General features: G+C 54.2%; 22 protein-coding genes. 6 read left to right on the top strand and 16 right to left on the bottom strand.

The window, feature by feature from the left end:
- Positions 1 to 19: 19 nt before the first annotated feature.
- Positions 20 to 790 (top strand): amidohydrolase, encoded by a 771-nt coding sequence (locus AC2FAK_RS06720; RefSeq protein WP_058651600.1) that lies wholly within the window; start codon positions 20 to 22, stop codon positions 788 to 790.
- 51 nt (positions 791 to 841) lie between these two features.
- Here AC2FAK_RS06720 and AC2FAK_RS06725 read toward each other — a convergent pair whose 3' ends face one another.
- From AC2FAK_RS06725 to AC2FAK_RS06755, 7 genes are read right to left on the bottom strand one after another with little or no spacing between them, the layout of a single operon-like run.
- Entirely contained in the window at positions 842 to 2,443 is a 1,602-nt protein-coding gene (locus AC2FAK_RS06725) for a gamma-glutamyltransferase family protein (RefSeq protein ID WP_020686309.1), read from the bottom strand.
- A 9-nt stretch (positions 2,444 to 2,452) separates the two neighbouring features.
- Positions 2,453 to 3,328, bottom strand: coding sequence for an ABC transporter permease (locus AC2FAK_RS06730; RefSeq protein WP_013095723.1), 876 nt, complete (start codon positions 3,326 to 3,328; stop codon positions 2,453 to 2,455).
- Between the two features lie 2 nt (positions 3,329 to 3,330).
- Positions 3,331 to 4,272, bottom strand: coding sequence for an ABC transporter permease (locus AC2FAK_RS06735; RefSeq protein ID WP_013095722.1), 942 nt, complete (start codon positions 4,270 to 4,272; stop codon positions 3,331 to 3,333).
- An 18-nt stretch (positions 4,273 to 4,290) separates the two neighbouring features.
- Positions 4,291 to 5,805, bottom strand: a complete 1,515-nt coding sequence (locus AC2FAK_RS06740; protein ID WP_028027972.1) for an ABC transporter substrate-binding protein — start codon at positions 5,803 to 5,805, stop codon at positions 4,291 to 4,293.
- Between the two features lie 2 nt (positions 5,806 to 5,807).
- Complete coding sequence (locus tag AC2FAK_RS06745; protein WP_029882426.1) at positions 5,808 to 6,890, bottom strand: ABC transporter ATP-binding protein; 1,083 nt, start codon at positions 6,888 to 6,890, stop codon at positions 5,808 to 5,810.
- On the bottom strand, positions 6,887 to 7,900 hold the full coding sequence (locus tag AC2FAK_RS06750) for an ABC transporter ATP-binding protein (RefSeq protein WP_095455695.1): 1,014 nt from the start codon (positions 7,898 to 7,900) through the stop codon (positions 6,887 to 6,889). The genes AC2FAK_RS06745 and AC2FAK_RS06750 overlap by 4 nt, the downstream gene beginning before the upstream one ends.
- Entirely contained in the window at positions 7,897 to 8,616 is a 720-nt protein-coding gene (locus AC2FAK_RS06755) for a FadR/GntR family transcriptional regulator (protein ID WP_013095718.1), read from the bottom strand. Before AC2FAK_RS06755 ends, AC2FAK_RS06750 begins: the two co-directional genes overlap by 4 nt.
- 811 nt (positions 8,617 to 9,427) lie before the next feature.
- On the opposite strand from AC2FAK_RS06755, the gene AC2FAK_RS06760 reads away from it, so the two are divergent.
- From AC2FAK_RS06760 to AC2FAK_RS06780, 5 genes are all read left to right on the top strand, one after another.
- Positions 9,428 to 10,090: a helix-turn-helix transcriptional regulator gene (locus tag AC2FAK_RS06760; protein ID WP_072203694.1), complete on the top strand. Its 663-nt coding sequence runs from the start codon at positions 9,428 to 9,430 to the stop codon at positions 10,088 to 10,090.
- Positions 10,091 to 10,245: 155 nt separating this feature from the next.
- The gene (locus tag AC2FAK_RS06765) at positions 10,246 to 10,881 is read left to right on the top strand and encodes a hypothetical protein (protein ID WP_058661593.1); all 636 of its coding nucleotides are present in this window, start codon (positions 10,246 to 10,248) and stop codon (positions 10,879 to 10,881) included.
- A 258-nt stretch (positions 10,882 to 11,139) separates the two neighbouring features.
- Positions 11,140 to 13,389, top strand: coding sequence for a type I secretion system permease/ATPase (locus tag AC2FAK_RS06770; protein WP_058661591.1), 2,250 nt, complete (start codon positions 11,140 to 11,142; stop codon positions 13,387 to 13,389).
- Entirely contained in the window at positions 13,386 to 14,738 is a 1,353-nt protein-coding gene (locus AC2FAK_RS06775; protein ID WP_052950831.1) for an HlyD family type I secretion periplasmic adaptor subunit, read from the top strand. Before AC2FAK_RS06770 ends, AC2FAK_RS06775 begins: the two co-directional genes overlap by 4 nt.
- A 4-nt stretch (positions 14,739 to 14,742) precedes the next feature.
- A complete protein-coding gene (locus tag AC2FAK_RS06780; RefSeq protein WP_095455696.1) occupies positions 14,743 to 16,464 on the top strand; it encodes a TolC family protein in 1,722 nt (573 codons plus the stop codon).
- Between the two features lie 73 nt (positions 16,465 to 16,537).
- Here AC2FAK_RS06780 and AC2FAK_RS06785 read toward each other — a convergent pair whose 3' ends face one another.
- From AC2FAK_RS06785 to AC2FAK_RS06825, 9 genes are read right to left on the bottom strand one after another with little or no spacing between them, the layout of a single operon-like run.
- Positions 16,538 to 17,491 (bottom strand): hypothetical protein, encoded by a 954-nt coding sequence (locus tag AC2FAK_RS06785; protein ID WP_372588465.1) that lies wholly within the window; start codon positions 17,489 to 17,491, stop codon positions 16,538 to 16,540.
- Positions 17,492 to 17,549: 58 nt separating this feature from the next.
- Positions 17,550 to 18,482 carry an ACP S-malonyltransferase gene (locus AC2FAK_RS06790; RefSeq protein ID WP_047352045.1) on the bottom strand — a complete coding sequence of 311 codons (933 nt, stop codon included), beginning with the start codon at positions 18,480 to 18,482 and terminating at the stop codon, positions 17,550 to 17,552.
- A gap of 10 nt (positions 18,483 to 18,492) precedes the next feature.
- The gene (locus AC2FAK_RS06795; RefSeq protein ID WP_095455697.1) at positions 18,493 to 19,881 is read right to left on the bottom strand and encodes a hypothetical protein; all 1,389 of its coding nucleotides are present in this window, start codon (positions 19,879 to 19,881) and stop codon (positions 18,493 to 18,495) included.
- Positions 19,878 to 20,666 (bottom strand): outer membrane lipoprotein-sorting protein, encoded by a 789-nt coding sequence (locus AC2FAK_RS06800; protein ID WP_058678578.1) that lies wholly within the window; start codon positions 20,664 to 20,666, stop codon positions 19,878 to 19,880. Before AC2FAK_RS06800 ends, AC2FAK_RS06795 begins: the two co-directional genes overlap by 4 nt.
- Positions 20,667 to 20,675: 9 nt before the next feature.
- Entirely contained in the window at positions 20,676 to 21,986 is a 1,311-nt protein-coding gene (locus AC2FAK_RS06805; protein ID WP_029882416.1) for an ABC transporter permease, read from the bottom strand.
- The gene (locus tag AC2FAK_RS06810) at positions 21,987 to 22,634 is read right to left on the bottom strand and encodes a hypothetical protein (RefSeq protein WP_045295530.1); all 648 of its coding nucleotides are present in this window, start codon (positions 22,632 to 22,634) and stop codon (positions 21,987 to 21,989) included. It lies immediately after the preceding gene.
- Positions 22,618 to 23,325, bottom strand: coding sequence for an ABC transporter ATP-binding protein (locus tag AC2FAK_RS06815; RefSeq protein WP_014830757.1), 708 nt, complete (start codon positions 23,323 to 23,325; stop codon positions 22,618 to 22,620). Before AC2FAK_RS06815 ends, AC2FAK_RS06810 begins: the two co-directional genes overlap by 17 nt.
- Before the next feature lie 10 nt (positions 23,326 to 23,335).
- Entirely contained in the window at positions 23,336 to 24,286 is a 951-nt protein-coding gene (locus AC2FAK_RS06820; protein WP_095455698.1) for an ATP-binding protein, read from the bottom strand.
- Positions 24,287 to 24,304: 18 nt separating this feature from the next.
- Positions 24,305 to 25,522: a beta-ketoacyl synthase gene (locus AC2FAK_RS06825; RefSeq protein WP_047023438.1), complete on the bottom strand. Its 1,218-nt coding sequence runs from the start codon at positions 25,520 to 25,522 to the stop codon at positions 24,305 to 24,307.
- Position 25,523 lies beyond the last annotated feature (1 nt).

The raw sequence follows: 25,523 nt of genomic DNA on the forward strand, positions 1-25,523 counted from the left end.
CGTTTGAGGAGTCTGAATTGTGCCTGGTCTGAAGATTTCTATTTTGCAGCAACCTTTAGTGTGGATGGATGGCCCTGCCAACCTGCGCCACTTTGATCGTCAACTGGAAGGCATTACCGGGCGCGATGTGATTGTCCTGCCGGAGATGTTCACCACGGGCTTCGCGATGGAAGCCGCACAACAGTCGATGCCGCAGGATGAGGTGGTCGCCTGGATGCACGCCAAAGCGCAGCAGACCAACGCGCTGATCGCCGGGAGTGCCGCCCTGCAAACGGAACGCGGCCCGGTGAACCGCTTCCTGCTGGTTGAGCCGGAGGGGAAGGTCCATTTTTACGATAAGCGCCACCTGTTCCGCATGGCCGATGAGCATCATCACTACGAAGCCGGCAACGAACGCGTGGTGTTTGAATGGCGCGGCTGGCGTATTCTGCCGCTGGTCTGCTACGACCTGCGCTTCCCGGTGTGGTCGCGCAACCGCAACGATTACGACCTGGCGCTGTATGTCGCCAACTGGCCTGCGCCGCGCTCCCTGCACTGGCAGTCGCTGCTGGTGGCACGCGCAATAGAAAACCAGGCGTACGTGGTGGGTTGTAACCGAGTGGGAACAGACGGCAACGGACATCACTACCGGGGCGATAGCCGGGTGGTGAATCCGCAGGGCGAGATCATCGCCACCGCCGAACCGCATCAGGCGACGCGCATTGATGCCGAGCTGTCGTTGACGGCGCTGAAGGAGTATCGCGAGAAGTTCCCCGCATGGCAGGATGCGGATCCGTTTAGTATTGGGTGACACTTTCCCCTCACCCCAACCCTCTCCCAAAGGGAGAGGGAGGATAAAAGATCAACTCACCAGCGCCTGCCCGTCTTTGCGGCTCTCCGTCGCGGCCACGTAGTGCCCTTCCGGCATCCGGTAAATCACCTGCGCACCGCCAAAGTTATACTCCTGGAGCGGATCTTCCACGACGATGTGGTGGCCACGTTCACGCAGGGCAGCAATGGTGTTGCGATCGAACGTCGATTCGACGATCACCTCCCGGCCCTGCACCACGCGCCAGCGCGGGGCGTCGATTGCCGCCTGCGGGTTTTGCCCGTGCAGCATGATGCGCAGCGCCATCTGCATATGCCCTTGCGCCTGCATTGGCCCACCCATCACACCAAAAGACATCAGCGGCTGGCCGTTGCCGTCCATCGCAAAACCCGGAATGATGGTGTGGAACGGACGCTTGCTGCCCGCCAGCGCGTTCGGGTGCTTCGGATCCAGCACAAATCCGCAGCCGCGGTTTTGCAGGCTGATGCCGGTATCCGGCACCACAATTCCTGAACCAAAGCCCATATAGTTGGACTGGATAAACGAAACCATCATCCCGCTGGCATCCGCGGTGCTGATGTAGACCGTGCCGCTCTGCGTCGGCGAACCGTACTCAAAATCCGAGGCTTTATCAGGGTCGATAAGCGCCGCGCGCGATTTCAGATAATGGTCGCTCAGCAGCTCTTTAGCCGCAAACTCCATGTGCGCTTCATCCGCCACGTAGCGGTCGAGATCCGCCAGCGCCAGCTTCATCGCCTCAATAGATAAATGCAGGGATTGCACGGAGTCCGGGTGATGGTGCTCAATGCCGCACTGCTCCAGAATGCCGAGCGCAATCAACGTGGCGATCCCCTGCCCGTTCGGCGGTAGCTCCTGCACCGAACCGCCGGCAAAGTCGCGCGACAATAGATCCACCCAGTCCACACGATGGTTCGCCAGATCCTCAGCCGTCAGATGTGCGCCGTGCGCTTTGGCGAAGGCGGCAATTTTCTGCGCCAGCTCGCCCCGATAAAACGCCTCGCCGTTGGTTTTTGCAATCAGCTCCAGCGAGTTCGCCTGCGCCGGGTTACGGAAGATCTCCCCTACGCGCGGGGCGCGGCCTTCCGGTGCGAAGCAGGCGCTAAAGCCCGGCTGGTCTTTGAGTTTGTTATAACCGCGCTGCCAGAGATGGCCAATCAACGGTGAGACGGGGAAACCGTTACGCGCATACTCAATGGCAGGCTGTGCCAGCGTGGTCAGCGGCAGCGTGCCAAAACGTTCCGCCAGCGCCACCCAGCCCGATACCGCACCGGGCACGGTTACCGCATCCCAGCCGATTTCCGGCATCGCCGTTTTGCCAGCGAACAGATCTGCATGCCAGCTCGCAGGCGAACGGCCAGAGGCGTTCAGGCCGTGGAGCTTTTCACCATCCCAGACGATGGCGAAGGCATCGCTGCCAATCCCGTTACCGGTGGGTTCAACCACCGTCAGCGCCATCGCGGTGGCGACAGCCGCATCAACGGCGTTGCCGCCCAGCTGCAGCATCTTCATCCCCGCCTGCGCCGCCAGCGGCTGCGAGGTGGCAACCGCGTTATGGCCCATCATCGGCGGGCGTCGTGAAGCGTAACCGGACGTAAAATCAAGCGCTTTGGTCATCATGACTCCTTAGTCGTGGCGCGGATCGAGCGCATCGCGCAGCCCGTCGCCGAGTAAATTAAAGCCCTGCACGGCAAGGAAAATCGCCACGCCGGGGAAGACGGACATCCAGGGCGCCTGCTCAAGGAAGCCTTTGGCGGTGTTAAGCATTGAGCCCCAGGAGGGGTTTGGCGGCTGCTGCCCCAGACCCAGAAACGAGAGACTGGCTTCGGCGATAATCGCCGAGGCAATGGCCAGCGTGGCCTGCACCAGAATGGGTGACATGACGTTCGGCAGGACATATTTGATGATGATCCAGCGATCCGGCAGGCCAATTGCCCGCGCGCCGTCGATGTACTCTTCGTTGCGAATGGCGATCACCTGGCCGCGCGTGAGACGGGCGAAGATCGGCATCGCGGAAAGGCCAATGGCGATCATGGCATTGGTCAGGCTTGGCCCTAAAAACGCCCCGAGGGCGATCGCCATGATCAGGAACGGACAGGCCAGCAGCGCTTCGATAACGCGTGAGATCACCCCATCCCACATCTTCTGAAAGTAACCAGCCACCAGCCCCAGCGGCACGCCGATGACCACGGCGATGACCACCGACATACACCCCGCCATCAGCGAGGTTCTGGCTCCCCAGATAATGCGGGATAAAATATCGCGCCCCAGCTCGTCGGTGCCGAACCAGTACATCGCCGAGGGCGCTTTGCGCACCGCGAGGAAATTCGCCTTCACCGGATCGAACGGCGCGATCCACGGTGCAAGCAGCGCCACCAGCACAAAGAAGCCCACAATCACCGCGCCGATCACCGCGCTTTTATTGGCGAGAAATTTCTTCAGCACCCGGTTCTGCGCGCGGGGCAGAACCGGCGCAACGGTTTGAGTTGTCAGTTCCGCCATGGTTAACCTCGCATTTTCGGATTGATGAGAACGTACAGCACATCGGCCAGCAGGTTCAGCAGCAGGAAGCCAATCGCCACGATCAGCACCACGCCCTGCACCACCGCGTAGTCGCGGTTAAACACCGAGTCGACGATCATTTTGCCAAATCCCGGAATGGTGAAGACCTGCTCGGTCAGCACCGCGCCCCCCAGCAGCTCGCCGAACAGCAGCGTGGTGAGCGTGATCACCGGCACCAGCGCGTTGCGAAACGCATGCTTGATAATGACGGCTTTTGGCAGCAGCCCTTTGGCCCGCGCGGTGCGGATGTAGTCAGCTTTGAGCACGGCGATCATGGAGGCGCGGGTATGGCGCATCAGCGTGGCCGCCAGCCCGGTGCCGAGCACGGCGGCAGGCAGCAGCAACGTCCGCAGGTTCTGCACCGGATCTTCACTAAACGGCACAAACCCGGACGCTGGCAGCCACTGCAGATTGACCGAAAAGACCAGTATCAGCAGGATCCCGAGCCAGAAGTGCGGTATCGAGATCCCGGAGATCGCCACAAAGTTCGCCCCGTGATCGACCCAGCTGTTTTTGTTCACCGCCGCGAGGATCCCCATGCTGATACCGAACACCAGGGCGATGATCATCGCCAGCAGCGACAGCTCCAGCGTGACCGGCAGTTTGCTGGCGATAAGCTCGGTCACCGGTTCGTGCGTGCGCAAGGAGACCCCAAGATCGCCCTGCAGCGCGCGCGTCAGCCAGTGGAAATACTGCACCGGGATGGGCGCATCCAGATTGAGCTCAGCGCGCAGCTGGGCGATCACCGCCGGATCGCGCTCCTCGCCCGCCATGGCGATGAGCGGATCGCCGGGCAGCAGCTTCTGCAGCCCGAAAACCATCATACTCACCAGCAATAGCGTCGGAATGGCCAGCAGCAGACGTTTGCAAATCAGTTCCAGCATGGTCTCTCCTCGGGACGGTTATTTCGCCAGCGTCACACCGGCCAGACGCACGATGCCGTCCGGGTACGGCTTAAAGCCCTGCACGCTTTTGTTCAGGCCGAAAATGCGCGGCTCGAAGTAGAGGTAGGCAATAGGCATATCGGTTTGCAGCTGCTTCACTACCTTGTCGTACAGCGGCTGGCGAACGGCTTTATCGTTGCTGAGGCGCGCCTGGGTCAGCCACTCATCGACCTGCGCATTGCTGTAACGGCCGTCGTTAAGCGTCCCTTTGCTGTGGATAAAACCGTAGATGCTGCCATCCGGGTCCGGGCGTCCTGACCAGCCGGAGAAGCTCAGCTGGTAATCACCGCTCTGCTGGCGATCGAGCAGCGTGGCGAACTCGGTCATCTGTAGATTCAGGGTAAAGCCCGCCTCGGCCACCATCGCCTGCAATACCTGGCCGACCTGCTGCGAGGTTGGGTTGTTCGGCACCAGCAGATTCACGTTCAGCGGCGTCGCGACGCCTGCGGCTTTAAGCAGCGCTTTCGCCTTGTCGACGTCACGCGGGGGCACCGGCAGGTTGACGTGATACGGGCTTACCGTCGAAAACGGCTGGTTGGCAGGCGTATAGAGTCCTTCAAAGACCACCTGATTGAGCGCATCGCGGTCAATGGCCTGAGAGAACGCTTCACGCACGCGGGCGTCCTTGAACGGATCGTTTGCTGGCACCTTGCCATTATTGATATTGAAGGTGATGCCCTGATACCCGAGGCCGGTCACCTTCGCCAGCGCCAGCTTGCTGTCGGCTTCGACGGTTTTAACGTCGCTGGCAGCAATGCCTTCGGTCAGATCGAGATCGCCCGCGCGCAGGTTCGCCAGACGCACGGAGGCATCCGGGATCGGCAGATAGATGATCTTGTCGAAGTGGTAAGCGTCTTTATTCCAGTAGTTGTCGAAACGAGTCAGAACAATGCGATCCTGGGAGACGCGGCTGTCGAATTTATAAGGACCGGAGCAGACGGGATGGGCGGCAAAGTCCGGCTTTTTCGCCGCTTCGGGGGCCATCATCGCCCCGGCGCGGTCGGTGAGCTGCATTAACAGGGCAGCATCGGGGGTTTTCAGGTGCAGGGCGATCTGCATCGGGCCGGTGACCTCAACGGACTCCACGGACGATATTTCACTTTTACGCAGAGAGCCTTTTAAGGTCAGCGCCCGGTCGAGGTTGTATTTTGCCGCTGCCGCATCGAATTTTTCGCCATCATGGAAGGTGACGCCCTCACGCAAATTGAAGGTCAGGGTTTTGCCATCCTCGCTCCAGGTCCACTCTTTCGCCAGACCTGGCACCACTTTCAGGTTTTCGTCCACATCCACCAGCCTGTCGCACAGGGAGGCAAAAACGAAGCGGCCATAATAGGTGCGCGCCAGATGCGGATCGAGCATATCCGGGTCTGCACCCAGACCTACTCGCAGCACGCTTTCAGCCTGGGCGGGCAGCGCCGCGCCGAGCAACATAACACTTCCCAGTACGGTCAAAAGAGAATTACGCATTGTCATTATCATGAGTTCCTTGAAGGAAGGGAGGAGTGAGAGGCCGCGTGTTCAAACAGCGCGCGGCGGCGCAGAAAGGCGGCAGACGGCGGTGCTATCTGGATAACACTGCGATCGCGGTTAATCTCCTGCCAGCGGTGGCAGGCAATCTGGCGTCCGCCTTCCAGCACCTGGTTAATGGGCTCGGCAAGGCGACATTCATCCGTGGCATACGGGCAACGGGTATGGAATCGGCATCCGGACGGGGGATCGGCCGGGTTCGGTAAATCCCCTTGCAGCAACGGGGCTGCGCGTCGGGCGCCCGGCTGCATCTGCGGTGCAGAGGCGATGAGCGCCTGGGTGTAAGGATGGAGAGGCGCGTCAAAGATCTCGTCGACGCTGGCAAGCTCAACGATCTGCCCGAGATACATCACTGCCACGCGGTCGCTCATATGGCGGATGACCGCCAGGCCGTGGGCAACAATCACCATCGTTAGCCCCAGCTGATGCTTCAGGCTTTCCAGCAGATTGATCACCTGCGCCTGCACGGAAACATCCAGCGCCGAGACGGGTTCGTCACCCAGCAGCAGTTTTGGCCCGGAGGCCAGCGCACGCGCAATACCAATGCGCTGGCGTTGCCCACCTGAAAACTCGTGCGGAAAACGCGCCGCCCAGGCGGCAGGCAGACCCACGGTTTTAAGCAGTTCCGCAACGCGATAGTGACGATCGGCTTTTTTCATCTCCTGATGCAGCCACAGCGGCTCACCCACAATCTGCTCAACCGTCATGCGCGGGTTTAGCGACGCAAAAGGATCCTGAAAAATAATCTGTAATTCCCGGCGCAGCTGGTTGAGACGAGCTCCTGAGGCGTGTGTGATCTCCTCCCCCTGATAAAACACGCGTCCTTCGCTGGCGGCCAGCAAACGCAGCAGCAGACGGCCGAGCGTGGATTTGCCGGACCCGGACTCCCCGACAATCGCCAGCGTTTCCCCGGGCATCACGGAGAGGGAGACGCGATCCACCGCCGTCACAAAGCGGGCTGGAGTAAAAAGCTTCTTCGGGCCGGGGAAGCGCTTGCTCAGGTCACGGGCTTCAAGAATGGGCGTGGTCATGCGATTTCTCCCAGCGCAATGTGTTGTTCCAGCGGCACGCGGAAGCAGGCGACCAGATGGTCAGCCCCCTGCGCCGTGAGCGACGGTTTTTCGTTATGGCAGCGTGTTTGCGCGAAGGGGCAGCGGGTCGCAAAGCGGCAACCTTTCGGCATGGATTCCGCCAGGGGAACCGCGCCGGGAATGGTGGCGAGCGGCCCTTTACGCGCGCCCGCGGACGGAATAGAGCCCATCAGACCAATGGTGTACGGGTGCTGCGGATCGGCAAAGATGGCCTCGACGCTCCCCTGCTCCACCACCTGCCCGGCATACATCACCGCCACCTGCTGCGCCACTTCCGCCACCACGCCTAAATCATGGGTGATCATCAGCACCGCCGTACCGGTCTCCTCTTTTAAGGTGTTGAGCAGTGTGAGGATTTGCGCCTGAATGGTGACGTCCAGTGCGGTGGTCGGCTCGTCGGCAATCAACAAACGCGGATGGTTAATGAGCGCCATCGCAATCATCACGCGCTGGCGCATGCCGCCGGAAAGCTGGTGCGGATACGCTTTCAGGCGCATCTCTGCCGCCGGGATCTGCACCTTCTCCAGGATTTGCAGCGCGGTATTCATCGCCTGCGCACGCGAAACGTTCTGATGGCGCATAACCGCTTCGCTGAGCTGGTCCCCAAGGGTAAAGGCGGGGTTGAGCGACGTCATTGGCTCCTGGAAAATCATCGCCAGCTCGTTACCGCGGAGATCGGCATATTCCCGCGGGGAGAGCTTTCGCAAATCGTGGCGACGAAACTGCATATCGCCGCTGACAATCTGCGCGCTGGCGGGCAATAGCCCCATCAGCGCTAAGGAGGTGATACTTTTCCCGCAGCCGGACTCCCCCACCAGCGCCAGCGTTTCACCCGCTTTGACCGTCAGCGAGATACCGTCAAGCACGCTCACCGGCGATCCGGCGAACTTAACGTTGAGGTTTTGCAGGCGCAGTACCGGAGTGGCTTCCTTAAACGGAATCGTCGTCATAGCGTGATGTCGTCCTCAAGGTGGATCGCCTGTATCAGGGCGTTTTGCAGGCTAAGCAGATGTTCGCGCATGGCGGCCGCTGCTTCGTTGGGCTGGCGATGGATAATCGCGGACATGATTTTATGATGATGGTCGTTGTAGACATCGACCCGTTCGGGGGTTCGGGCAAGCTCACGCAAATGCTGCCAGCCTGGCTCACGCCTGACGGCATCAATGGCATCAAAAAGACCGAGCATCAGGCGATTGCCTGCGGCCTCCGCTATGGCGCGGTGAAAGGCGCTGTCCCACAGTTCATTCAGATCGCGGTCGTCCGGGCTGACCTTATCGATGCGTTCCAGCATGCGCTGCATGAGCGCGAGGTTTTCCCTGGTGGCACGCAGTGCCGCAAGCCGGGCTAAGCCGGGTTCGAGCTGTAGACGAGCTTCCATCACTTCCAGAAGGTTGGTTTGCTGAACCAATCCCTGAAGGGCCAGCGGTTCCACAGGCGCAGCAGGACCAATAAAGGTGCCTTTGCCCTGCTTACGCCAGATCCGCCCCTCTTCTTCCAGCACATCCAGCGCACGACGTACTTCACGTCGTCCTACGCCGAGAGTTTCCGACAGCTCACGTTCCGTGGGCAGCGGAAGGCCTGGTGTTGACTCGTGCTGGTGAATAAGACCGCGCAATTGTTCAAGCGCGGTGCTGGAATTTGCCAGAAACCGTGACGGTTTTTCCATATTGGTTCGCTCGCTTTCATCATGACTTTATTGTTATTAACGATAAGTTATTGATATGAGGCGCTACTTATCGTGCTAATGATTAAGCAATAAACGAACCAATTTTATATTGGTTCAAAATTTCGCAGTGTAAAGGGTGATAACCTTTTAATTTATAAGCAAAACATCAAAAACGAACTGGCACGTCAAACGTTGCGTCAGCACATCAGCCATCCCGTTAGCTGCACAAAAATAGTGCAAAAAATGCACCAAAAACGATCAAATGTTAAATAAATGCACCTGCTATGTATATTCTTTGTTAACTAAAGATTATGTAACCGATAAAACAGGCAAAGATGCCGCCGGTTGGTAACGCCGGGCACTGATATAACGGACGACGAGTCACAAGAAACAGGTAAATAATACGCTTTATAAACAGGACAACTATTTTCCCCGGCTATATTTAAATGCGTATTTTATTGCTCCACGCCGCTTACTTTAGTTAATAAAGTCCGTGCTTTTTCGGCTTATTAAACCGTGTCCCTCACCCGGTATTTCCGAAAGTAAACGACTCTGCCAAAAATTAACCAAAAAACAACAATTAAAGCATTTTAGATGAAAATAAATGAATCTCACTCTCATTTAAGAACTTTTACAACCCCTTGTTTTATATAAAATTAATTCTTAAATCGCATTCATAATAGTCAGTTCAGACTATTTAATTAAGATTATTGCCTGGCCCAGCATATGATTATTCCTAAAGAACGACGGCGTTTGTCAGACTCCGGCTTAATATCATTAACGTAAGAAAGCATCGCGTGTGAGGTATAATATGTACTGTGCAACTAACAATCCTGGCTATTTATCTCATACAGGTGGACAACCTGTTTGTCATACCCCTGACATGCGTTGTTATGGTTGCGAAAAGCAATGCCGCTTTAATACGTCTGAAGATGGCCAAAACCGTGATTGCCACGCGCTTGAATATTATATCTGGCCTGATAATAACACCTTTTTGGTTGAAGGCATTCGTCATCACTTTGGCGAGGTAAATGATAAATATATTTCGCAGCCGGTTGTCATCATCGACTTCAGTCATAAAAACATCAATTATTTTTTATCTGAAAACTGGTTAGATCAGTTCAAAAACATGAGACTGATTCTTGTCACTGATAAAAAGATGACAGCAATTGCGCACTACTGGTTTTACAACGACACGTTAGAAACCACTATCAGTTCAATTATCTTTTATGACGATAGCGCAGAAGAAGTCTCGACGAAACTGAAAAAAACGTTCCTGGCAAAAACGATTAAACCGACAGGTAACAGACCCAAACTGAGTCAGAATGAATTCAGCCTGTTTTCATTCCTCTTTAACGGATGGTCGCCAAAGAAAATCGCCTACCGGAACGGCACCAGTGTTAAAAACACCTACGCCATGAAGAACCGAATTGAACGCAAGCTGGGCGTGTCCATCACGCGGCTTGCAAGTTAGTGTAAAACTGACAATACGCTCTGTCGAAAATTCCTGGATGAACAGAGCGTACTCTGACTGTCACTCGTGTTTTTCCGTAATGCATAATTAATCTGATTGTTGATATATTACATAATATTTTACATATATTATATGGACGCGTAGCGTTTGATCACATGAACATTATTACTATTAAACAAAATGAGAATGACAACTACACTATGCGTTGTTACGGATGTGTGCATAAATGCGCCTACGCCTCCATTCGCAGCACAAAGTGCGATGAATGTTCGGGAGCCGAGTTTTATATTTGGCCAGAAAATAACTCATTTCTGATAGAAGGCATTTTACAATACTTTGCTGATATTAATTCAAAAATAATTTCACAACCCATTGTCGTGATAGACTTTAATTACAAGAATATAAATTACTTCTTATCAAACAATTGGTTATCTCAGTTCAGAAACTCGCGCCTGATTCTTATCACCGATAAAAAAATGGCGGCCATTGCCCACTACTGGTTCTACAACGACACGGCAGACACGATCATCAGCACGGTCATTTTTCATGATGACCTGGCCGAGGATATCAAAATGAAGATCAGCCAGTCTTTTATGGGAAAAATAATACGACCTTCAGAAAAAAGAGCCAAACTTAGCGCAAATGAATATGCACTCTTTTCTGAACTGTATAAGGGCCAACTGCCTAAAAAGATTGCCATGAAAAATGCCACGAATGTCAAAAACATTTACGCCATGAAAATAAGAATTGAAACAAAGCTGGGCGTTCCCATTTCAAGACTGGCGAGCTAATACGTCCACGTAAGAAAGAGACGTTAAAACATCAGCATAGCAAATATGACGTAGAGTATTCTTAAAGGAACAGTTACTTTTCCTTATTGTGTGTAAGAGGGATAAAACCCTACACTACGATATTACCAGTGCTTGTATTTTTACATAATCCACCCGCGTCACCCGTTGTATTTACGGATGCCCCTGGTCGTTTTTAAATAACATATTCTTTACTTTTTAATTCTAAGTGAGGAACGCAACTACAGGTCTGAATTCAAAATGAATACGCATCTTTCCACGGTAAAAATTAATTCAGAGCATACTCTTGATGATATTGAAGCCCCTGAAAAAGATTCTCTTCTGTGGGGCGTTGAATGGCTTTGTGGGCATCATTCTAAGTATGCCAGCAAAGAGGTGCTGTATGCAGGCCTGCCAAAAAGCGACAAGCTGGAGCCTGAAATGGCATTACGTATGCTTGAGCAGATGGGCATTTCCGCCGGTTGGGTTAAACGCGATCTGAATTCGCTTTCCTCCTGGCTGTTCCCTTTGCTTATTGCACGCAAAGACGGGACATACTGCATTCTTACCGCACGCAAGGGAAAGCGCGGGCAACATACGTATCAGATTGTGGTACCTGAAAACGACGGAACGCTCCTCGTTGCAGAGGCGGATTTACACGAGGCTTATGGCGGTTATGCCCTTGTGACGACGCCAAAACCCACGTTGGACGCGCGTGCTGAAGACCAGCTGTTACCGAAAGCCCAGGATGAAGGTCACTGGCTCTATTCGACGCTGTGGCGCTACCGGCATTACTTCTACAGCGCGGCACTGGCGGCGCTGCTGGCGAACATTCTTACGCTGGCCGGTACCTTCTTCACCATGAACGTCTATGACCGCGTGATCCCCACCCAGGCGTACGTCACCCTGTGGTCGCTGGCGATTGGCGTGGTGATTGCCATTATTTTTGAATTTGCCAGCCGACAAATCCGCGCCTATTTGATCGACATCGCCGGTAAAAAAGCCGATCTGATCCTTGGTGCGAAGCTGTTTCGCCAGGTGATGTCGATGCGCATGGAATACAAGCCGCAATCCTCCGGAACCTTTGCGAACCAGTTACGCGATTTTGAGGCCGTCCGCGACTTTATCACCTCTGCGACCCTCGCCACGCTGTCCGATTTGCCGTTCTGTCTGCTGTTCATGTTCATCATTTACATGATTGGCGGCCCACTGGCCGTTGTACCGCTGGTCGCCATGCCACTGATTTTGATTGTCAGCGTCATTATCCAGTGGCCGCTGGGTCGCTACATGGAAGAAAACGTCCGGGAAATTTCGCTTAAGCAGGGTCTGCTGATCGAGAGCATCGAAGGGCTTGAGGCCTTAAAAGCCGCTCAGGGCGAAGGGGTGATGCAAAAGCGCTGGAATGATTTCAGCGCACTGGCTGCGGCGTCCTCGATGAAAACCCGCTATCTCTCCATGCTGACCACCAACTTTGTCTCTTTTGTGCAGCAAATCACCACCGTCTGCATCGTGGTGCTCGGCGTCTATTTAATCCACGCCGGAGAGCTGACCATGGGGGCCATGATTGGGGTGGTGATCCTCTCCAGCCGTTCGCTCGCGCCTCTGGCCTCCGTGGTCGGTCTGGCGCTGCGTTATCAGCACGCCAAAACCGCGCTGAAATCCCTTAACCAGCTGATGGAAACGCCGACCGAGCGCGATGCGCTGATCAATTATCTGCCGACGCCCAATTTCACCGGCAGCCTGCGTCTGAAAAAGGTGGGATTCACCTATCCGGTACCGGGAATGATGGTCGCGCCACGCATTCTGGACAACATCAATATCAACATCGAGGCCGGGGAGCAGGTGGCCGTGCTGGGCAAAATTGGCAGCGGTAAGTCGACCCTGCTGCGCGTGATGGCGCGCCTGTACCAGCAGAGCAGCGGACAGCTTTTCATTGATGGTGTGGATGCGACACAGGTGGATCCCGCCGACTGGCGCGCCGCGGTGGGCTACGTCGGGCAGGACTGCCGCCTGTTTTACGGCACCCTGCGCCATAACATCGTCATTGGCAATCCGGGCGTGAGCACGGAAGAGTTTCTGCGAGTTGTTCGCCTGACCGGGCTTGATCACGTAGCGGCCAGACATCCACTGGGTTTTGACATGCCTATCGGCGAAATGGGCAATTGCCTTTCCGGTGGACAAAAACAGCTCGTCGCCCTCGCCCGCTGCCTGTTGCTGCGACCAAAGATTTTGCTGATGGATGAACCCACCAGCTCAATGGACGCGATGACGGAAACCCTGTTCCTTCGTCGGCTCAAAGAAGCGACGCAAGGACAAACGCTGGTCATTGTGACCCACCGCATGTCCGTACTGAGCCTGGTAGAGCGTCTGATCGTCATGGAAGACGGACATGTAGTGAAAGACGGTCCCAAAGATCAGGTGATGGCCAGCCTGAATGAGAATGTCATGAAGAAAAAGCAAGCAATGCATTCAGTCGAAGAGAAGCAACAGAAACAAGGTGTGAATGAATGATGAACGAGGACGAAGTGAATCATAACGCCTCAAAGGGAGAGGCCGAAACGGATGCAGGCGTACCCTCAACGGCACTGGATAACGTCAACGCTACGCAGAGAACAGGCACCGGGCTGGCATTACACCCCACACAGCCAACGGGGAAAGTGAAAGCCGACGATCTGAAATTCATGCACGACCTGCAGGGCGCGCTGATCGCACAGAAGACCCCTTTCAGCATGATCATGCTCTACACCATCACCCTGGTTGTGGTGGTGGCGCTGGTCTGGGCGCATTTCGCCCGGGTTGAGGAAATTACCCGTGGCGACGGGAAAGTGATCCCCGCCAGCCGCGAGCAGCTCATTCAGAGCCTGGAAGGCGGCATTCTCGAAGAGCTGAACGTGCAGGAAGGCGACATCGTCGAGAAAGGCCAGATTCTGCTGAAGATTGACCCGACTCGCGCCGGGGCCAGCTATGGCGAATCGTTGTCCAAAGTGCAGGGGCTGAAAGGCAGCATTGCCCGTCTGAGGGCGGAAGCCTACGACACGCCCCTGACCTTTCCGCCGGATATCGCCGGGATTGAGTCAATCGTGCGTGATGAGACCCAGGCCTATAACGCCCGCCTGAAAACTCTGAATGAAAGCGTAGAGGCCTTAAAACGGAGCCTGACGCTGGCGCAAAACGAGGTCAGTCTGTCGGAGCCGCTGGCGCGCAGAGGGTTAATGTCGGATGTCGAAATCCTGCGCCTCAAGCGCCAGGCGAACGAATTCAGCCTGCAGATCACCGAGCGTACCAACCGCTTCCGCTCTGATGCTAATAGCGAACTGAACCGCCTGGAATCCGAGCTGGCGCAGGCGGAAGAAATTCTGCGCGGACGCCAGGACGTAATGAACCGTACCACGGTGGTGGCGCCCGTGCGCGGCACCGTCAACAACATCCGGGTGACAACCCGTGGCGGCGTCATTCAGCAAGGGGCGGAGATCATGACCCTCATTCCGCTTGAAGATAACCTGCTGGTTGAAGCCAAAATCAAACCCTCTGATGTGGCCTTTATCCATCCGGGCCTGCCCGCCACGGTAAAAATTACCGCCTACGACTATGCCATTTATGGCGGATTAAACGGTGTCGTTGAACACCTCAGCTCAGACACGCTGATCGATGAAGAGAAAGCCCGTCAGGGGCGTGGAGATTCTACCTATTACCGGGTGTTCGTCCGCACCGACCGTGCCGCGTTACAGGTAAAAGACAAGTCGTTCCCGATCATGCCGGGAATGGTGGCAAACGTAGAAATCAGAACGGGGGAGAAGACCATTTTGTCTTACATCCTCAAACCGATACTGAAAGCGCGCGAAGCCTTCAGGGAGAGATAATTATATGGTTAAGGCACGTAAAGAGCGTCGTTGGGCAAGGGTAGCAACCGCAGTTGCACTCTGCTTGCCCTGCTCTTCTTTTGTCATTCCGCTGCACGCGGCTGACATTGCTCAGGCTAAAAGCAGCCTGGCGTCATTGCCGCCGATGCGCACACAGTCACAGCTCAACCGCGACGTGCAGCCTGTGCAGCGGACGGTGTCGCAAAGTGCGGCATCGCCGCGTTCGCTGCCCGCCATGCGTACCCAGTCGCAATACGTCAGTACGCAAAAGGCGATGCCAACGCAAGCCACTGCGCGCCCTGAACGTTACGCCTCTGCACCGACAGCCAGGGAGTTTGCCCCCGCCCCGTCAAAACCGGTGGAAAGCCGGGCTGTGCTGAAGAAAAACGCAGACTTCTTCCCGCCCGTCACCGAGTATTACAAACCGGACCCGGCGTACGCCGGGGTGCGTCGTGACGGCAGTGCGCGTCAAGCCATCAGCGGCATGTCGCAGGGCTACCGTGCCGGTAGTCAGGATTCGCTTGTTTTTCTGCGCAGCATGGTGGCCAGAGCGCTGGCGTATAGCCCGGAACTGCGGGCCGCCTCAGCAGAGGTGATGGCGTCTGACTACATGGTCGATCAGGTAAAAGGCCAGCGCATGCCCCAGGTACGTCTGGGCGTAACCTCGCCGCTGTCGACCGTGGGCGGCGATCGCCAGTCGTCATCCAACAATAGCCATATCAGCGACTCTAGCGGCACAGTCTCCGTTAATACGCCGATTATTGACTGGGGAAGGATCAGTAACCAGGTGGACAACTCTCTGGAAACGGCAAAAGCAGCCCGTTATTCAAAAGAGTATTCCCGCGAACAGCTGGCCTACAACACCGTGTCCGAGCTGATGAACATGGGGCGTTACCAGCACAGTAAGGTTGTGGCGAAACAGTATGTTGGCCGCATGAAAGAGCTGGTCACCATGCTGTCGCAAATTACCCAGGCAGACCGCGGCAGAGAGAGTGAACTGGTGCAGGCCAAAGCAAAACTGATGTCGGCCCAGGCGAGTCTCGACAACATTGAGCATCAGCTGAGCGCCAGCAAAATCAAACTGGTGCGTCTGCTGGGGACCGAGCCTGAATTACCGGAAGGCATAAGCTGGCACGACACGGTCATCCCGGCGTCGGTGGCGCTTTCTGGGCTGGATAAAAACCCGATGATGCTGAACCTGCAGTCCAAAGTCCGGGCGGCGGAGTATGAGGCTGAAAGTATTAAATCGTCGGCCCTGCCGCAGGTGAACTGGGTCATCTCCAAAAGCACCGCCAAAGACAGCAACGGCAACGAAGCGGGTTGGTATACGGGCTTAAACGTCGAGTGGGAGGCGTTTAGCGGCGGCTCTCAGCGTGCCGCTGAGATGTCGGCACGGGCGAAAGCCAATATGGCGCAGCAGCAATATGAAGTGAGTTACAAAGATCTGGAGTATCAGATTAACTATCAGATTCAGGTACGTGACTCCTCTTTCCTGCGCGCCGATGATTACGATCGCCTGACAAGTGAAACGGATCGGGTGCGTCGTATGTTCTACGAACAGTGGTATCACCTTGGCAAACGCACCTTGCTCGACGTGCTGACGGCAGAAAACGATCATTTTAATAATCAGCTTTCTGCCATTAACAACCGCTACGACGGCTATATTTCCAACATTAACGTCATTGCCAGCGCCTCCATGCTGCTGTCATGGATGAAAATGAGCTAAGCGAAACAGACGTAATAAAAAGCCAGACCGTCAGTGATGAGGGTCTGGCTTTTTTATGTCTTTCAGAAGGCGACTACCAGGGGGTGTCCTCTCTGCTGATCTCCGCCCAGCGCAGATACATATCGCTCGACATCATAAAATCGGTATGCCATTTCCACCAGGTGTGCAGCGTGTAGTACACCAGACATGGCAGATAGCAAAGCAGGAAATAGACCTCAAACCAGACCTGCCATCCCGAAAGCGTAAGCAGCACGCCGATAACAGCCGACCAGACACATTCCACGCCCACCAGCATCACCAGCCGCAGCCATAATGGTTTCTCAGACAGCGTCCTCCACGGGATTGACGGGGAGAAATAGAGATCAATCTCGTTAAGGAACAGATGGCCCAGAAACACATAGCGTCGGGTAAAGCGCAAGAACAGCAGATTGATTCCCAGCACCACCACGCAGAGCACCACCATGGTAATGATGGCGGTTAAGGTGAAGTAGCGCCCATAGAGATCAAACTGCGCACTGTTGCGTAAGGGGCTGATGGTCAGGAGATTCATCACCACACTCATCACAACAGCAACGGCCACATACTGTGAAAGCTGCGTGTATTTTGCCTTGTCTCTGGCTGAGGCAACGACCTGCTGAATATAGACATGGCGCAGCGCGGCAAAGATCCCCCAGATAATCAGCGGCGCCACGAAAACCATGATCAGCAGCGTGATGCCTGGCGTGGTCAGCGCAAGGAAGAGCCCCGTGATGCCCGCGAAAATCAGGATCGAGACGGCCAGCACGATAAACGGTTCGAAGATGATCGAATTCGTTTTCGGGCTCTCTTTGCCGACAAATACCGACAAATCAACATTCTTGACGACGCATTTATAGGCCCAGAAGGCCTTAAGGTCGGCAATGAAGCTATACCCGATCAGCGCGAAAATACCGCTCGCGACCCAGGCATCCTGCCGGGAAAAAGAGAAACCGGCATTTTTCCAGTAAAAGCCCAGCAGGATAAACGTCACGATATAGATAAAAAGCACGTTCCTTTTATCCTGATAGCGGATGAAGGTTAAATAATCTGGAATCATAGCTCGGCCATTACATCCCTAACACTTTTCTGCAGTGCAGGACACGCCCGGCAGAAAAACCGGAAAAATCGTTCAGCATCTGTCCCAGATAGGGTTTGTTGCTCATCTCCAGGAACAGCGGCTGGTCTGGATGATGGATGAATCTGGCCATGGAATCGGCCCATTTCACCGTCTGCGTAAGATGCAAAGAGAGGTTCTCTTTGATATTGTCCGGCACCGTTTCGACTCTGGCGGTCACATTCATCAGCACGTCATAGGCTGGCGAGGTGAAAGGCTGTCCCGCCAGGAAGTCACGCATCAGCTGCACGCCCTCAGCCATTAAACGGGTATGCCAGGCCCCGCTGACGCCGAGCTTGATCGGCTCATAGCCTTCATCGGCCAGCACTTTGGCAAAATCACTCAGCGCAGACGGGGTCCCGCCAATCACCTGCTGACGCGGGGTGTTGTCGCAGCTGATATCCAGCGCGATCCCGGAACGGGTGATGATGTCACTCAGCGTGGCAAAATCGGCCCCCTTCAGCGCCAGCATCGCGCCTTTCTGCTTTTTACTCACCGCATCCATGGTGCTGGCACGAAAATGCAGCGTACGGAACAGGGTCTCCAGCGAGATCGCGCCTGCCGCGTACAGGGCACTGTATTCGCCAACGCTATGGCCGCAGGCACCCACGACGCGCAGCGCCGGGAAGCGCTCGCGGCAGAGGCTATAAAGCGATACGTTGATTGCCGTAACGGCCAGCTGTTGTACCGTGGTCTGGATCAGCCTGTTCATCGGCCCCTTAAGGCAGAGTCGGCGCAGATCGAGGCCCGACACATCGCTGGCACAATCCCAGATCTGTTTCGTCGTTGCATTGAGATCCCACAGATCGCTGCCCATACCAATCACCGGGTTTCCCTGGCCGGAAAACAGCAGCACCACAGGCTGCGATGGATTATCAAGCGTCATAGTCATTTCCTTATAAGTAATACTTAAAGCCAACATAGCCACCGGCAACATCGCCGAAGAAAGCAAACTCAGAATTTGCGCTACCCAGTGCTGAATAGACGCCGGTATACGCTTCCAGCTGGTCATCAATAAAGGTCAGCGGTGCGCTGATGTGGAGCCCCGACAGGGTGCTTTTATCCATCAGATTGACGACGAAATAAGGCTGCACGGCGATCTGATGCGTGAGCTGCACGCTGGACCAGGCGTTGAGATAGTGTTTCCCCTGCAACATGCCTTTGTTGCCCGTATTGCTGATTTCAGACGCCATCAGGTACTTATAGGAATCAAACGCCCTGTCGAGCGGCGCATAACCTGTCGGCGTATTCAAAAAGGTCATCAGCTCGCGCTGTTTGCGCCATTCCGTGCGGGAGTAGCCTTCGCTCTGGTAATAATATTCCAGGCCGAAAACGTTAAAGGTATCAGTGGTATATTGCCCGCCCACCGCCAGCTCTACGCCATTTTTGTCCTCGGTCTCATACAGCGATGAAGGAAATGCATAGTTCTGGACTTCTGCACTTTTCTCCTCAGAGAGATGACGCCAGCGCTGCTCCCGGTGCCAGGCCATCTCGGCATTCAGGGTCAGCTGTGGGGTGTAGTGATAGCTGTCAGAGACGGCAACCGACTGCGAGTCTCCCAGCAGAATGCGCATCCCCGGCGTATGTTGACGGAAGGCATGTGAGGTATAGCTCAGAAGCCAGGCCTCGCTGCTGTTGCCACGCTGGTTCGCGGACCAGTTGCTGGAGGTCAGATAGTATTTATCGATCGTCGCCAGCTTCGGAATCATGGTCAGCGAGAGCGACTCATCCCGGTTGTCCATTGACAGCGTCGCGGCCCAGGACGAGGACTGATACGCAGTGCGAAGCGCGGGATCGTAAAGCCGCGTCGGTTTGAACCCGGCGTAGTAATGCGGAGTCAGATCGGAAGGTGAGCGCAGGAAAAAGAGCCCCTGCTTCGCCTGAAGTTTTCCCACTTCAAGCTGCACGCTGTCTGAAACGGCGTAAACCAGTCTCAGACGCTCAATCAGCAGCTGAGAGCGGCTGTCGTCCTCTTCAAATGCTCCCACCTTGCGCGGTGAGTACCAGGTGAGCCCGTAGAGAGACAAATCCAGATCCAGCGCATTATCAACGATCGCGCACTTGCTGGTGAGATTCACGCCCGCGTCATTGTAGATATTGTGTCTGGTATACGGATTTCGGCCGTTAATTCGCCAGTCTGAAATTTGTTTTTTGACCAGCGACACCTGCTCATACAGCGTGACAGTGCTGTTTTTTGCAAAGTCGGAACCGGACAGGCAGTCCGCCAGTGCGCTCACGGGCAGAGCGGAGAGTGCCAGGGTTAACCCCAGTAATGTGCGTTTCAATTGGCACCTCGCTGAATAGACTCGCGAGTAAAGTGGGATTCAGGCAAGGACTCCAGGCGAACATCGCTGTACTCCATCACGGAGTAGCTGTTACCGTGACGGGCCTCCTTCACAATAATTTTCATCGGACGCATCTTCCCTAATACCATCTGAAAATCCTGGTACAGCACTTCTTTCATCAATTTATTATCCAGAGAGTAATACGACGCTTTAAAAGGACGGTTCTCCCCCTCTTTTTCAACGTAATAGATGACTTTTGGCCACGTGACGTCATCCGTTTTGCGCACCAACTCCAGCTTATAGCACTGCGTATCGCCGCATGCTTCCTCGCCCAGCAGCGTGGCGTGGTAGGCATACTCAAAATTGGTGACAATGACGTCGCCATTGGAAATTTGTCCAATCAGGCGCTGCTGGCGCGAAACGGGAACCGGTCGACGCAGTTCTGGCGTGTAGAACCAAAGATCGTACCAGTCAGAGAGCAGCACTTTGCCTTTGTCCCGCGGGGGATAAATAAAACGCGCCAGCGAACGGGCATCGGCTTTCATTCCCCCTTCGGGTTTCATAAAGCGCATGGAAATATCCAGCACCTGCTTATTGTCAGGCTGAGATGCGCCCGACTTATATTCATAAATGGTCAGGGTGTAGCGAAAAGGTTTATTCGGGGAACGAACCTCATCGGCACGACGAATAATCTCTGATGCTTTGTTATCCACCGGCGCTGATAATACCGCCGAGGAAAACAGGCACAGACAAAAGAGCAGTTTTGTGATGACAACGCGTTTCATATCGCTTCCTTACGAAAATTTAAAAGCATCTGAAATATTCAGCCGTGAAGCACGTAATGCAGGCAGCACAGAGGCGCCGGTTGCGGCCAGGATCGGTAATACGAGGGTTATCCAGGTCAGTGCTACGCTGTCGGTTTTAATAAAGGCCGTATAGCCCAGCGATTGCCCCGGTGACGGCGGCATCGCAATACCGTAAAGATTGATGGCAGAGGCAATGGCATAACCTGTCGCCAGACTGCCAAGGGCGCCGATAAGACCAATGAAAATCCCTTCCAGTAAAAACAGCCTGGTGACGTGCAGGGGTTTCAGGCCAATCGCCCTGAGGGTGGTTATTTCCCGGGTACGTTCGATAATATTCATGGTCATCGAATTGCCGATCATAAAGATCACGATCAATCCGACGATGAGCTTAATGAAGAAATAGATCCCGGATAATAAGCCTTCGACTTGCTGATAAAAGATCGAGGTCTCTTTCCAGTCTTTGACCAGCAGCGGTAAATGATGCTTCGCAATAAACTGGCGCAGTTTGGCGCTAAAGACGGCGGTATCGTCGTCCTTCAGCAGGATTAATACTTTACTGACGCTGTTGGTTCCCATGATGCGCTGTGCGGTATCAAGCGGGATTTTCATCGCCACATCATCGTAATCCTTAATACCGGACTCAAAGATGCCGCGCAACTTCATCGATAACGCGCCCTGGCCGCCCTCGGTATTCACCACCAGCACATCCAGCCAGTCGTCGTAGTGGGCATTGAGCGTTTTCGCCAGCCCACTGCCCAGCGTGATTTCGTCGGTACGCACCCGGGAGAGATCGCTGCCGGAAATTAATTTATCAAACGATCCCAGCTTTAACGCAGGCAGCGGCTCCACACCCAGGGCGGAAAAATAGCTGGACGTTTCGCTTTCATATTGCGAAATCACCCCGGTAAATTCCAGCTGACCGGACAGTGTCGAAATATGCGGTGCAAGATCCGGATCGTTGAGAATCGCCTTTTTCAGGGATGCATAATCGGCAATCAGGCTTTTATTTTTATTCGACGTCTGGAAATAATTTTCATTATAAATTTGCACGTGACCAATATTGGTTCGAATCGTTTGCTCTTTCAAAATCCAGAAAGAGTAATCGATAAACCCGCCATACAGAAAAATCGACACGCCACCGAGCATAATGGCGGCAATGGTTGAATAAGATCGTCTCTTGTGGCGAAAGAGGTTTAAAAAAGCAAACTTCACATCCCGCGAGCGGAATAATACGCACCAGAGGACAAAAATCAGAATCAGTACAACAACACTATTCGCTAACACCATAACCCCGGACATTTAGTTCCCTTTCACCAGCGGTAACAAGACCTCTGTCACTTCGTTGATATCCCACTCTGGCGCGTCGCCAGAAGCCAGTGGTAATGCAGAGTTGGCGTGACGCAGTTCTGTTTGCGCCAGCAGCGCGTCTGCCTCGGCGGTACGGTTACAGCTCAACAGCGCGCGATAACGCATTTCGTCAATGTGCTTCATCAACCCGGCATTGAATACGTCAGGGCTTTTCGCCATCTGTTCCGTATCTTTTAACGTCACCACACAGCGGCCAATATCGGCTGGCAGGTACGCGTCCACACGGGCACGCATGTAGCGCACCCGTTGATTGCCCTCGTAGAGGTCCACCGCTTCATCGAGATAGAAAAAGCCCGTTTTGCCATACTCAGACGCCTGAATGACGTCATTGGTATTGAGGGCATGTTCCGCCTGGCGCAGCATGCCGTAGGCATAAAAAACCAGCGACAGCGCGTTATCATTGGCCTTGTATTCGGTAAACAACGCACGGGTGATATCGGCTAGCTTATCGGCCTGCGTCGGGAAGCCATTTTTTATCACCTGCTCAGCCACGGGGGCCGCGGCGGCTTTAACGCTCCCGGCATAGGCCATGCAGATCAATAGCCAGCAGAGAATGAAGAAATTACGATTGTGAATCATGAACTAATACTCCGTCCTTAATTTCAACCACACGCCGCGCGCGCTCTTTCAGCTGGCTTGAGTGCGTCGAAATAATGAAAGTGGTGCGTGTCTCCCGGTTGATTTTCAGCAGCAGATCGAGAATGGCCTCACCGGTGACCAGGTCGAGGTTTCCGGTTGGCTCATCGGCAATCACGACCTGAGGGTCATGCGCCAGTGCACGGGCAATAGCCACACGCTGCTGTTGTCCACCCGAAAGCTGGCCCGGCTTACGTTCGGTATATCCCGCCAGTCCTACGCTCTCGATAAAATGCAGCGCCCGCTCTTTCGCCTCTTTTTTGCCAATGTGCCCATTCAGCACCAGCGGGTAAAAAACGTTATCAAATACGCTCAGCACGGGGATGAGGTTAAAAAACTGAAATATGAACCCCAGATGCTTGCCACGAATTTCTGATAATTGTTCTTCCGGTAAATTGTTGAGTAATTTTCGCAAAAACATCACCGAACCAAATCCCGGTTTATCAATACCCGACAGGATATTTAACAGCGTACTTTTACCGCTGCCGGAGGGGCCGCACAGTGCCAGAAATTCGCCTTTCTCTATTTCAAGATTGATATTTTTCAGGGCATCGACTTTGCCTTCGCCCGAGCCATAACTCTTATAGATATTGTTCAGCGATATCATTGGGAGTTCTTTAATCATTCCGCTCATGGGGGTGTCGTTATTCCTTGCAATAGTCAATGTCGAAATAGCTGTAGCCGAACTGTTTATCGGGAACGACAGTTCTTAATTTTCCCGCAAAATGAGGAGCCTGCTGGAGATACGCAAAGCTTAATGCTGGCGTCAGACAGCCACTGGCACCAAAGGTATCGACCAGATCTAACGTCTTTTGCGGCGCAACGGTTGAGCGAGACAGCATCTCTTTGCGCAGACCGGCAAACGCCACGCGATCCGCTGCCTGCGTGTCCTCAAGGGTATCGGCCATCACGTATTGACCGCCGTTCACCCGGATTGCGCTTTCATACTGGCTAAAGATGAAACAGCCCGCACGCTCAACGGTTAAATTGACATCCTGGGCTTTCCCCCTGCGCTTCTCTCCCCACTTCAGCGCGATATCTTCGTCCGAAAACACCAGCACCGGGATCGCACGGTAGGCGGCGCAGATCACCACGTAATCAAACACATCCCAGTTCAGATAATCCTTTGCCAGACTCATGGCCTGGATGAAGGATTGCCTTTCACCCCGGATTTTGCACGTCGGTGAATTCACAGAGAATTTCTTCACCAGGTTTTTTGGCAGCGTATCAATCATTGAGATGTGTAATGCGCTGGAGATATTTTCAAACGGCCCGGATTCGCCCCAGGAGTCGACATAAATAAATGCCGTGCGCTGCTTTAGCAGCTTCATTCGCTCTTTCGCCGGCAGCGCCATGAGCGCGTCATCCGCCGCTTGCTCCATCGCATCCAGGTATTTTTGATACTGAGGATTGCGGATCATCTCACCGGCATATAACTCCGGCTGCGTACCAAAACGTTTCAGACCCCAGCCGTTTGCATGGGTTGATTTGAGCGCTTTATTAAATAAATGCGACTCCCACGCGTTTAGCCAGCTGGGCTGATAGAAATAAAATTTATCTTCCGGCTCAATGAGCGAAAATGAGGATAAATACATGTTACTCTCCATGATCGTTCAACAGCCAGGATGACCCGTAGACATGACGGCGCCAATAATGGATCCATCCACGCCAACCCCAACTTTAAGCAGATGGTTTTTGTGATGACCAATAACGCCACGGTCAATCAAAACATGCTGAGCAACGGCATCAATAATGGTGTCATTACCAACGGGGGAAATAAGCTCCTGCTGGGTGAGCGAATGATGACCAATAATTAAATCGACAATCCCAGAGCCGGTTGCGGTATAGCCAATCTGGCCTTTATAAGCCAGAACCGGAACCGGATGTCCTTCCGTCAACATCGCTATCGCTTTGGCTTCCGCTTTATCGCTGACGGATGAACCGTTACCGTGAGGGATAATCGCGCACAATGCCTCAACGTCCAGTTCGGCTTTCTTCATTGTGGCCTGCATCACTTTTAAAATATTGGTGCTGAGCCATGAGCTGTCGTTGCTTCTGCCTGCGCTGATTTGGGTATAGGTTGTTTGCAACCGCACGCCGCCCTTCGCCTTTCTGGCGCGACGGTGGCGGGAATTTTCCAGCAGAATGGCGCTATAGCCTTCCGCGAAAAGCACCCCCTGGCTGTTTTCACCAAAGGGCTGAACAAGATGGCTATCCAGCATGGATTGCGTATCCAGAAACCAGATATCCTGCGTTTTAATTTTTGAGCAGTTCACCACCAGGACAATATCTACGCCGCCATGCTCGATGGCCTGGCAACCTAAATGCACGGCTGTCAATGATGAATTACTGGTGCAATTCATATTCGGGGGTAAATACTGCAGGTTGTATTTACGCGCAAGGTGACCGGCAATACGATCCTGCGACATATTATCCACATGCAGCTGCATTAATGATTTTGAAAGATAAATATCTTCCACATCATTTTTGTTATAGAAACTCTTAAAGGCCATGCCATCGACCCGCGGGCCGATACCGGTTAAATAAACCCGGGCATTGCACCCGGCGAGCCATTGAACATCCAGGTCGGCCTGGTCGAGTGCATCGTCAATCAGACGATAAAGCAGATCTAATGCGCTATCATCCGTATGATCCAGCGTGGCAATATGTTTATTGCCATCGAACCCACATTTAATTGCCTCGTCGTCGGATTTAAACCAGGGTTTTCTTTCAACGCGTTTGCCCAGCTTCAGATTTTGAATAAGCTGAAGACTGTCTTCGGCAAACGGCAGACAAGAACTGAACCCCGAAATGATAGCGGCATTATCCACA

The sequence above is a fragment of the Enterobacter cloacae complex sp. 394F7 genome (genome assembly GCF_057320385.1).

Excerpts from the sequence above, each read along its gene's own strand:
- AC2FAK_RS06770 (WP_058661591.1), top strand. The coding sequence starts at position 11,140 with ATGAATACGCATCTTTCCACGGTAAAAATTAATTCAGAGCATACTCTT.
- AC2FAK_RS06775 (WP_052950831.1), top strand. The coding sequence starts at position 13,386 with ATGATGAACGAGGACGAAGTGAATCATAACGCCTCAAAGGGAGAGGCC.
- AC2FAK_RS06790 (WP_047352045.1), bottom strand. The coding sequence starts at position 18,482 with ATGACGCTTGATAATCCATCGCAGCCTGTGGTGCTGCTGTTTTCCGGC.
- AC2FAK_RS06740 (WP_028027972.1), bottom strand. The coding sequence starts at position 5,805 with ATGACAATGCGTAATTCTCTTTTGACCGTACTGGGAAGTGTTATGTTG.
- AC2FAK_RS06730 (WP_013095723.1), bottom strand. The coding sequence starts at position 3,328 with ATGGCGGAACTGACAACTCAAACCGTTGCGCCGGTTCTGCCCCGCGCG.
- AC2FAK_RS06750 (WP_095455695.1), bottom strand. The coding sequence starts at position 7,900 with ATGACGACGATTCCGTTTAAGGAAGCCACTCCGGTACTGCGCCTGCAA.
- AC2FAK_RS06780 (WP_095455696.1), top strand. The coding sequence starts at position 14,743 with ATGGTTAAGGCACGTAAAGAGCGTCGTTGGGCAAGGGTAGCAACCGCA.
- AC2FAK_RS06745 (WP_029882426.1), bottom strand. The coding sequence starts at position 6,890 with ATGACCACGCCCATTCTTGAAGCCCGTGACCTGAGCAAGCGCTTCCCC.
- AC2FAK_RS06755 (WP_013095718.1), bottom strand. The coding sequence starts at position 8,616 with ATGGAAAAACCGTCACGGTTTCTGGCAAATTCCAGCACCGCGCTTGAA.
- AC2FAK_RS06805 (WP_029882416.1), bottom strand. The coding sequence starts at position 21,986 with ATGTCCGGGGTTATGGTGTTAGCGAATAGTGTTGTTGTACTGATTCTG.
- AC2FAK_RS06800 (WP_058678578.1), bottom strand. The coding sequence starts at position 20,666 with ATGAAACGCGTTGTCATCACAAAACTGCTCTTTTGTCTGTGCCTGTTT.
- AC2FAK_RS06815 (WP_014830757.1), bottom strand. The coding sequence starts at position 23,325 with ATGAGCGGAATGATTAAAGAACTCCCAATGATATCGCTGAACAATATC.
- AC2FAK_RS06820 (WP_095455698.1), bottom strand. The coding sequence starts at position 24,286 with ATGTATTTATCCTCATTTTCGCTCATTGAGCCGGAAGATAAATTTTAT.
- AC2FAK_RS06725 (WP_020686309.1), bottom strand. The coding sequence starts at position 2,443 with ATGACCAAAGCGCTTGATTTTACGTCCGGTTACGCTTCACGACGCCCG.
- AC2FAK_RS06810 (WP_045295530.1), bottom strand. The coding sequence starts at position 22,634 with ATGATTCACAATCGTAATTTCTTCATTCTCTGCTGGCTATTGATCTGC.
- AC2FAK_RS06765 (WP_058661593.1), top strand. The coding sequence starts at position 10,246 with ATGAACATTATTACTATTAAACAAAATGAGAATGACAACTACACTATG.
- AC2FAK_RS06760 (WP_072203694.1), top strand. The coding sequence starts at position 9,428 with ATGTACTGTGCAACTAACAATCCTGGCTATTTATCTCATACAGGTGGA.
- AC2FAK_RS06735 (WP_013095722.1), bottom strand. The coding sequence starts at position 4,272 with ATGCTGGAACTGATTTGCAAACGTCTGCTGCTGGCCATTCCGACGCTA.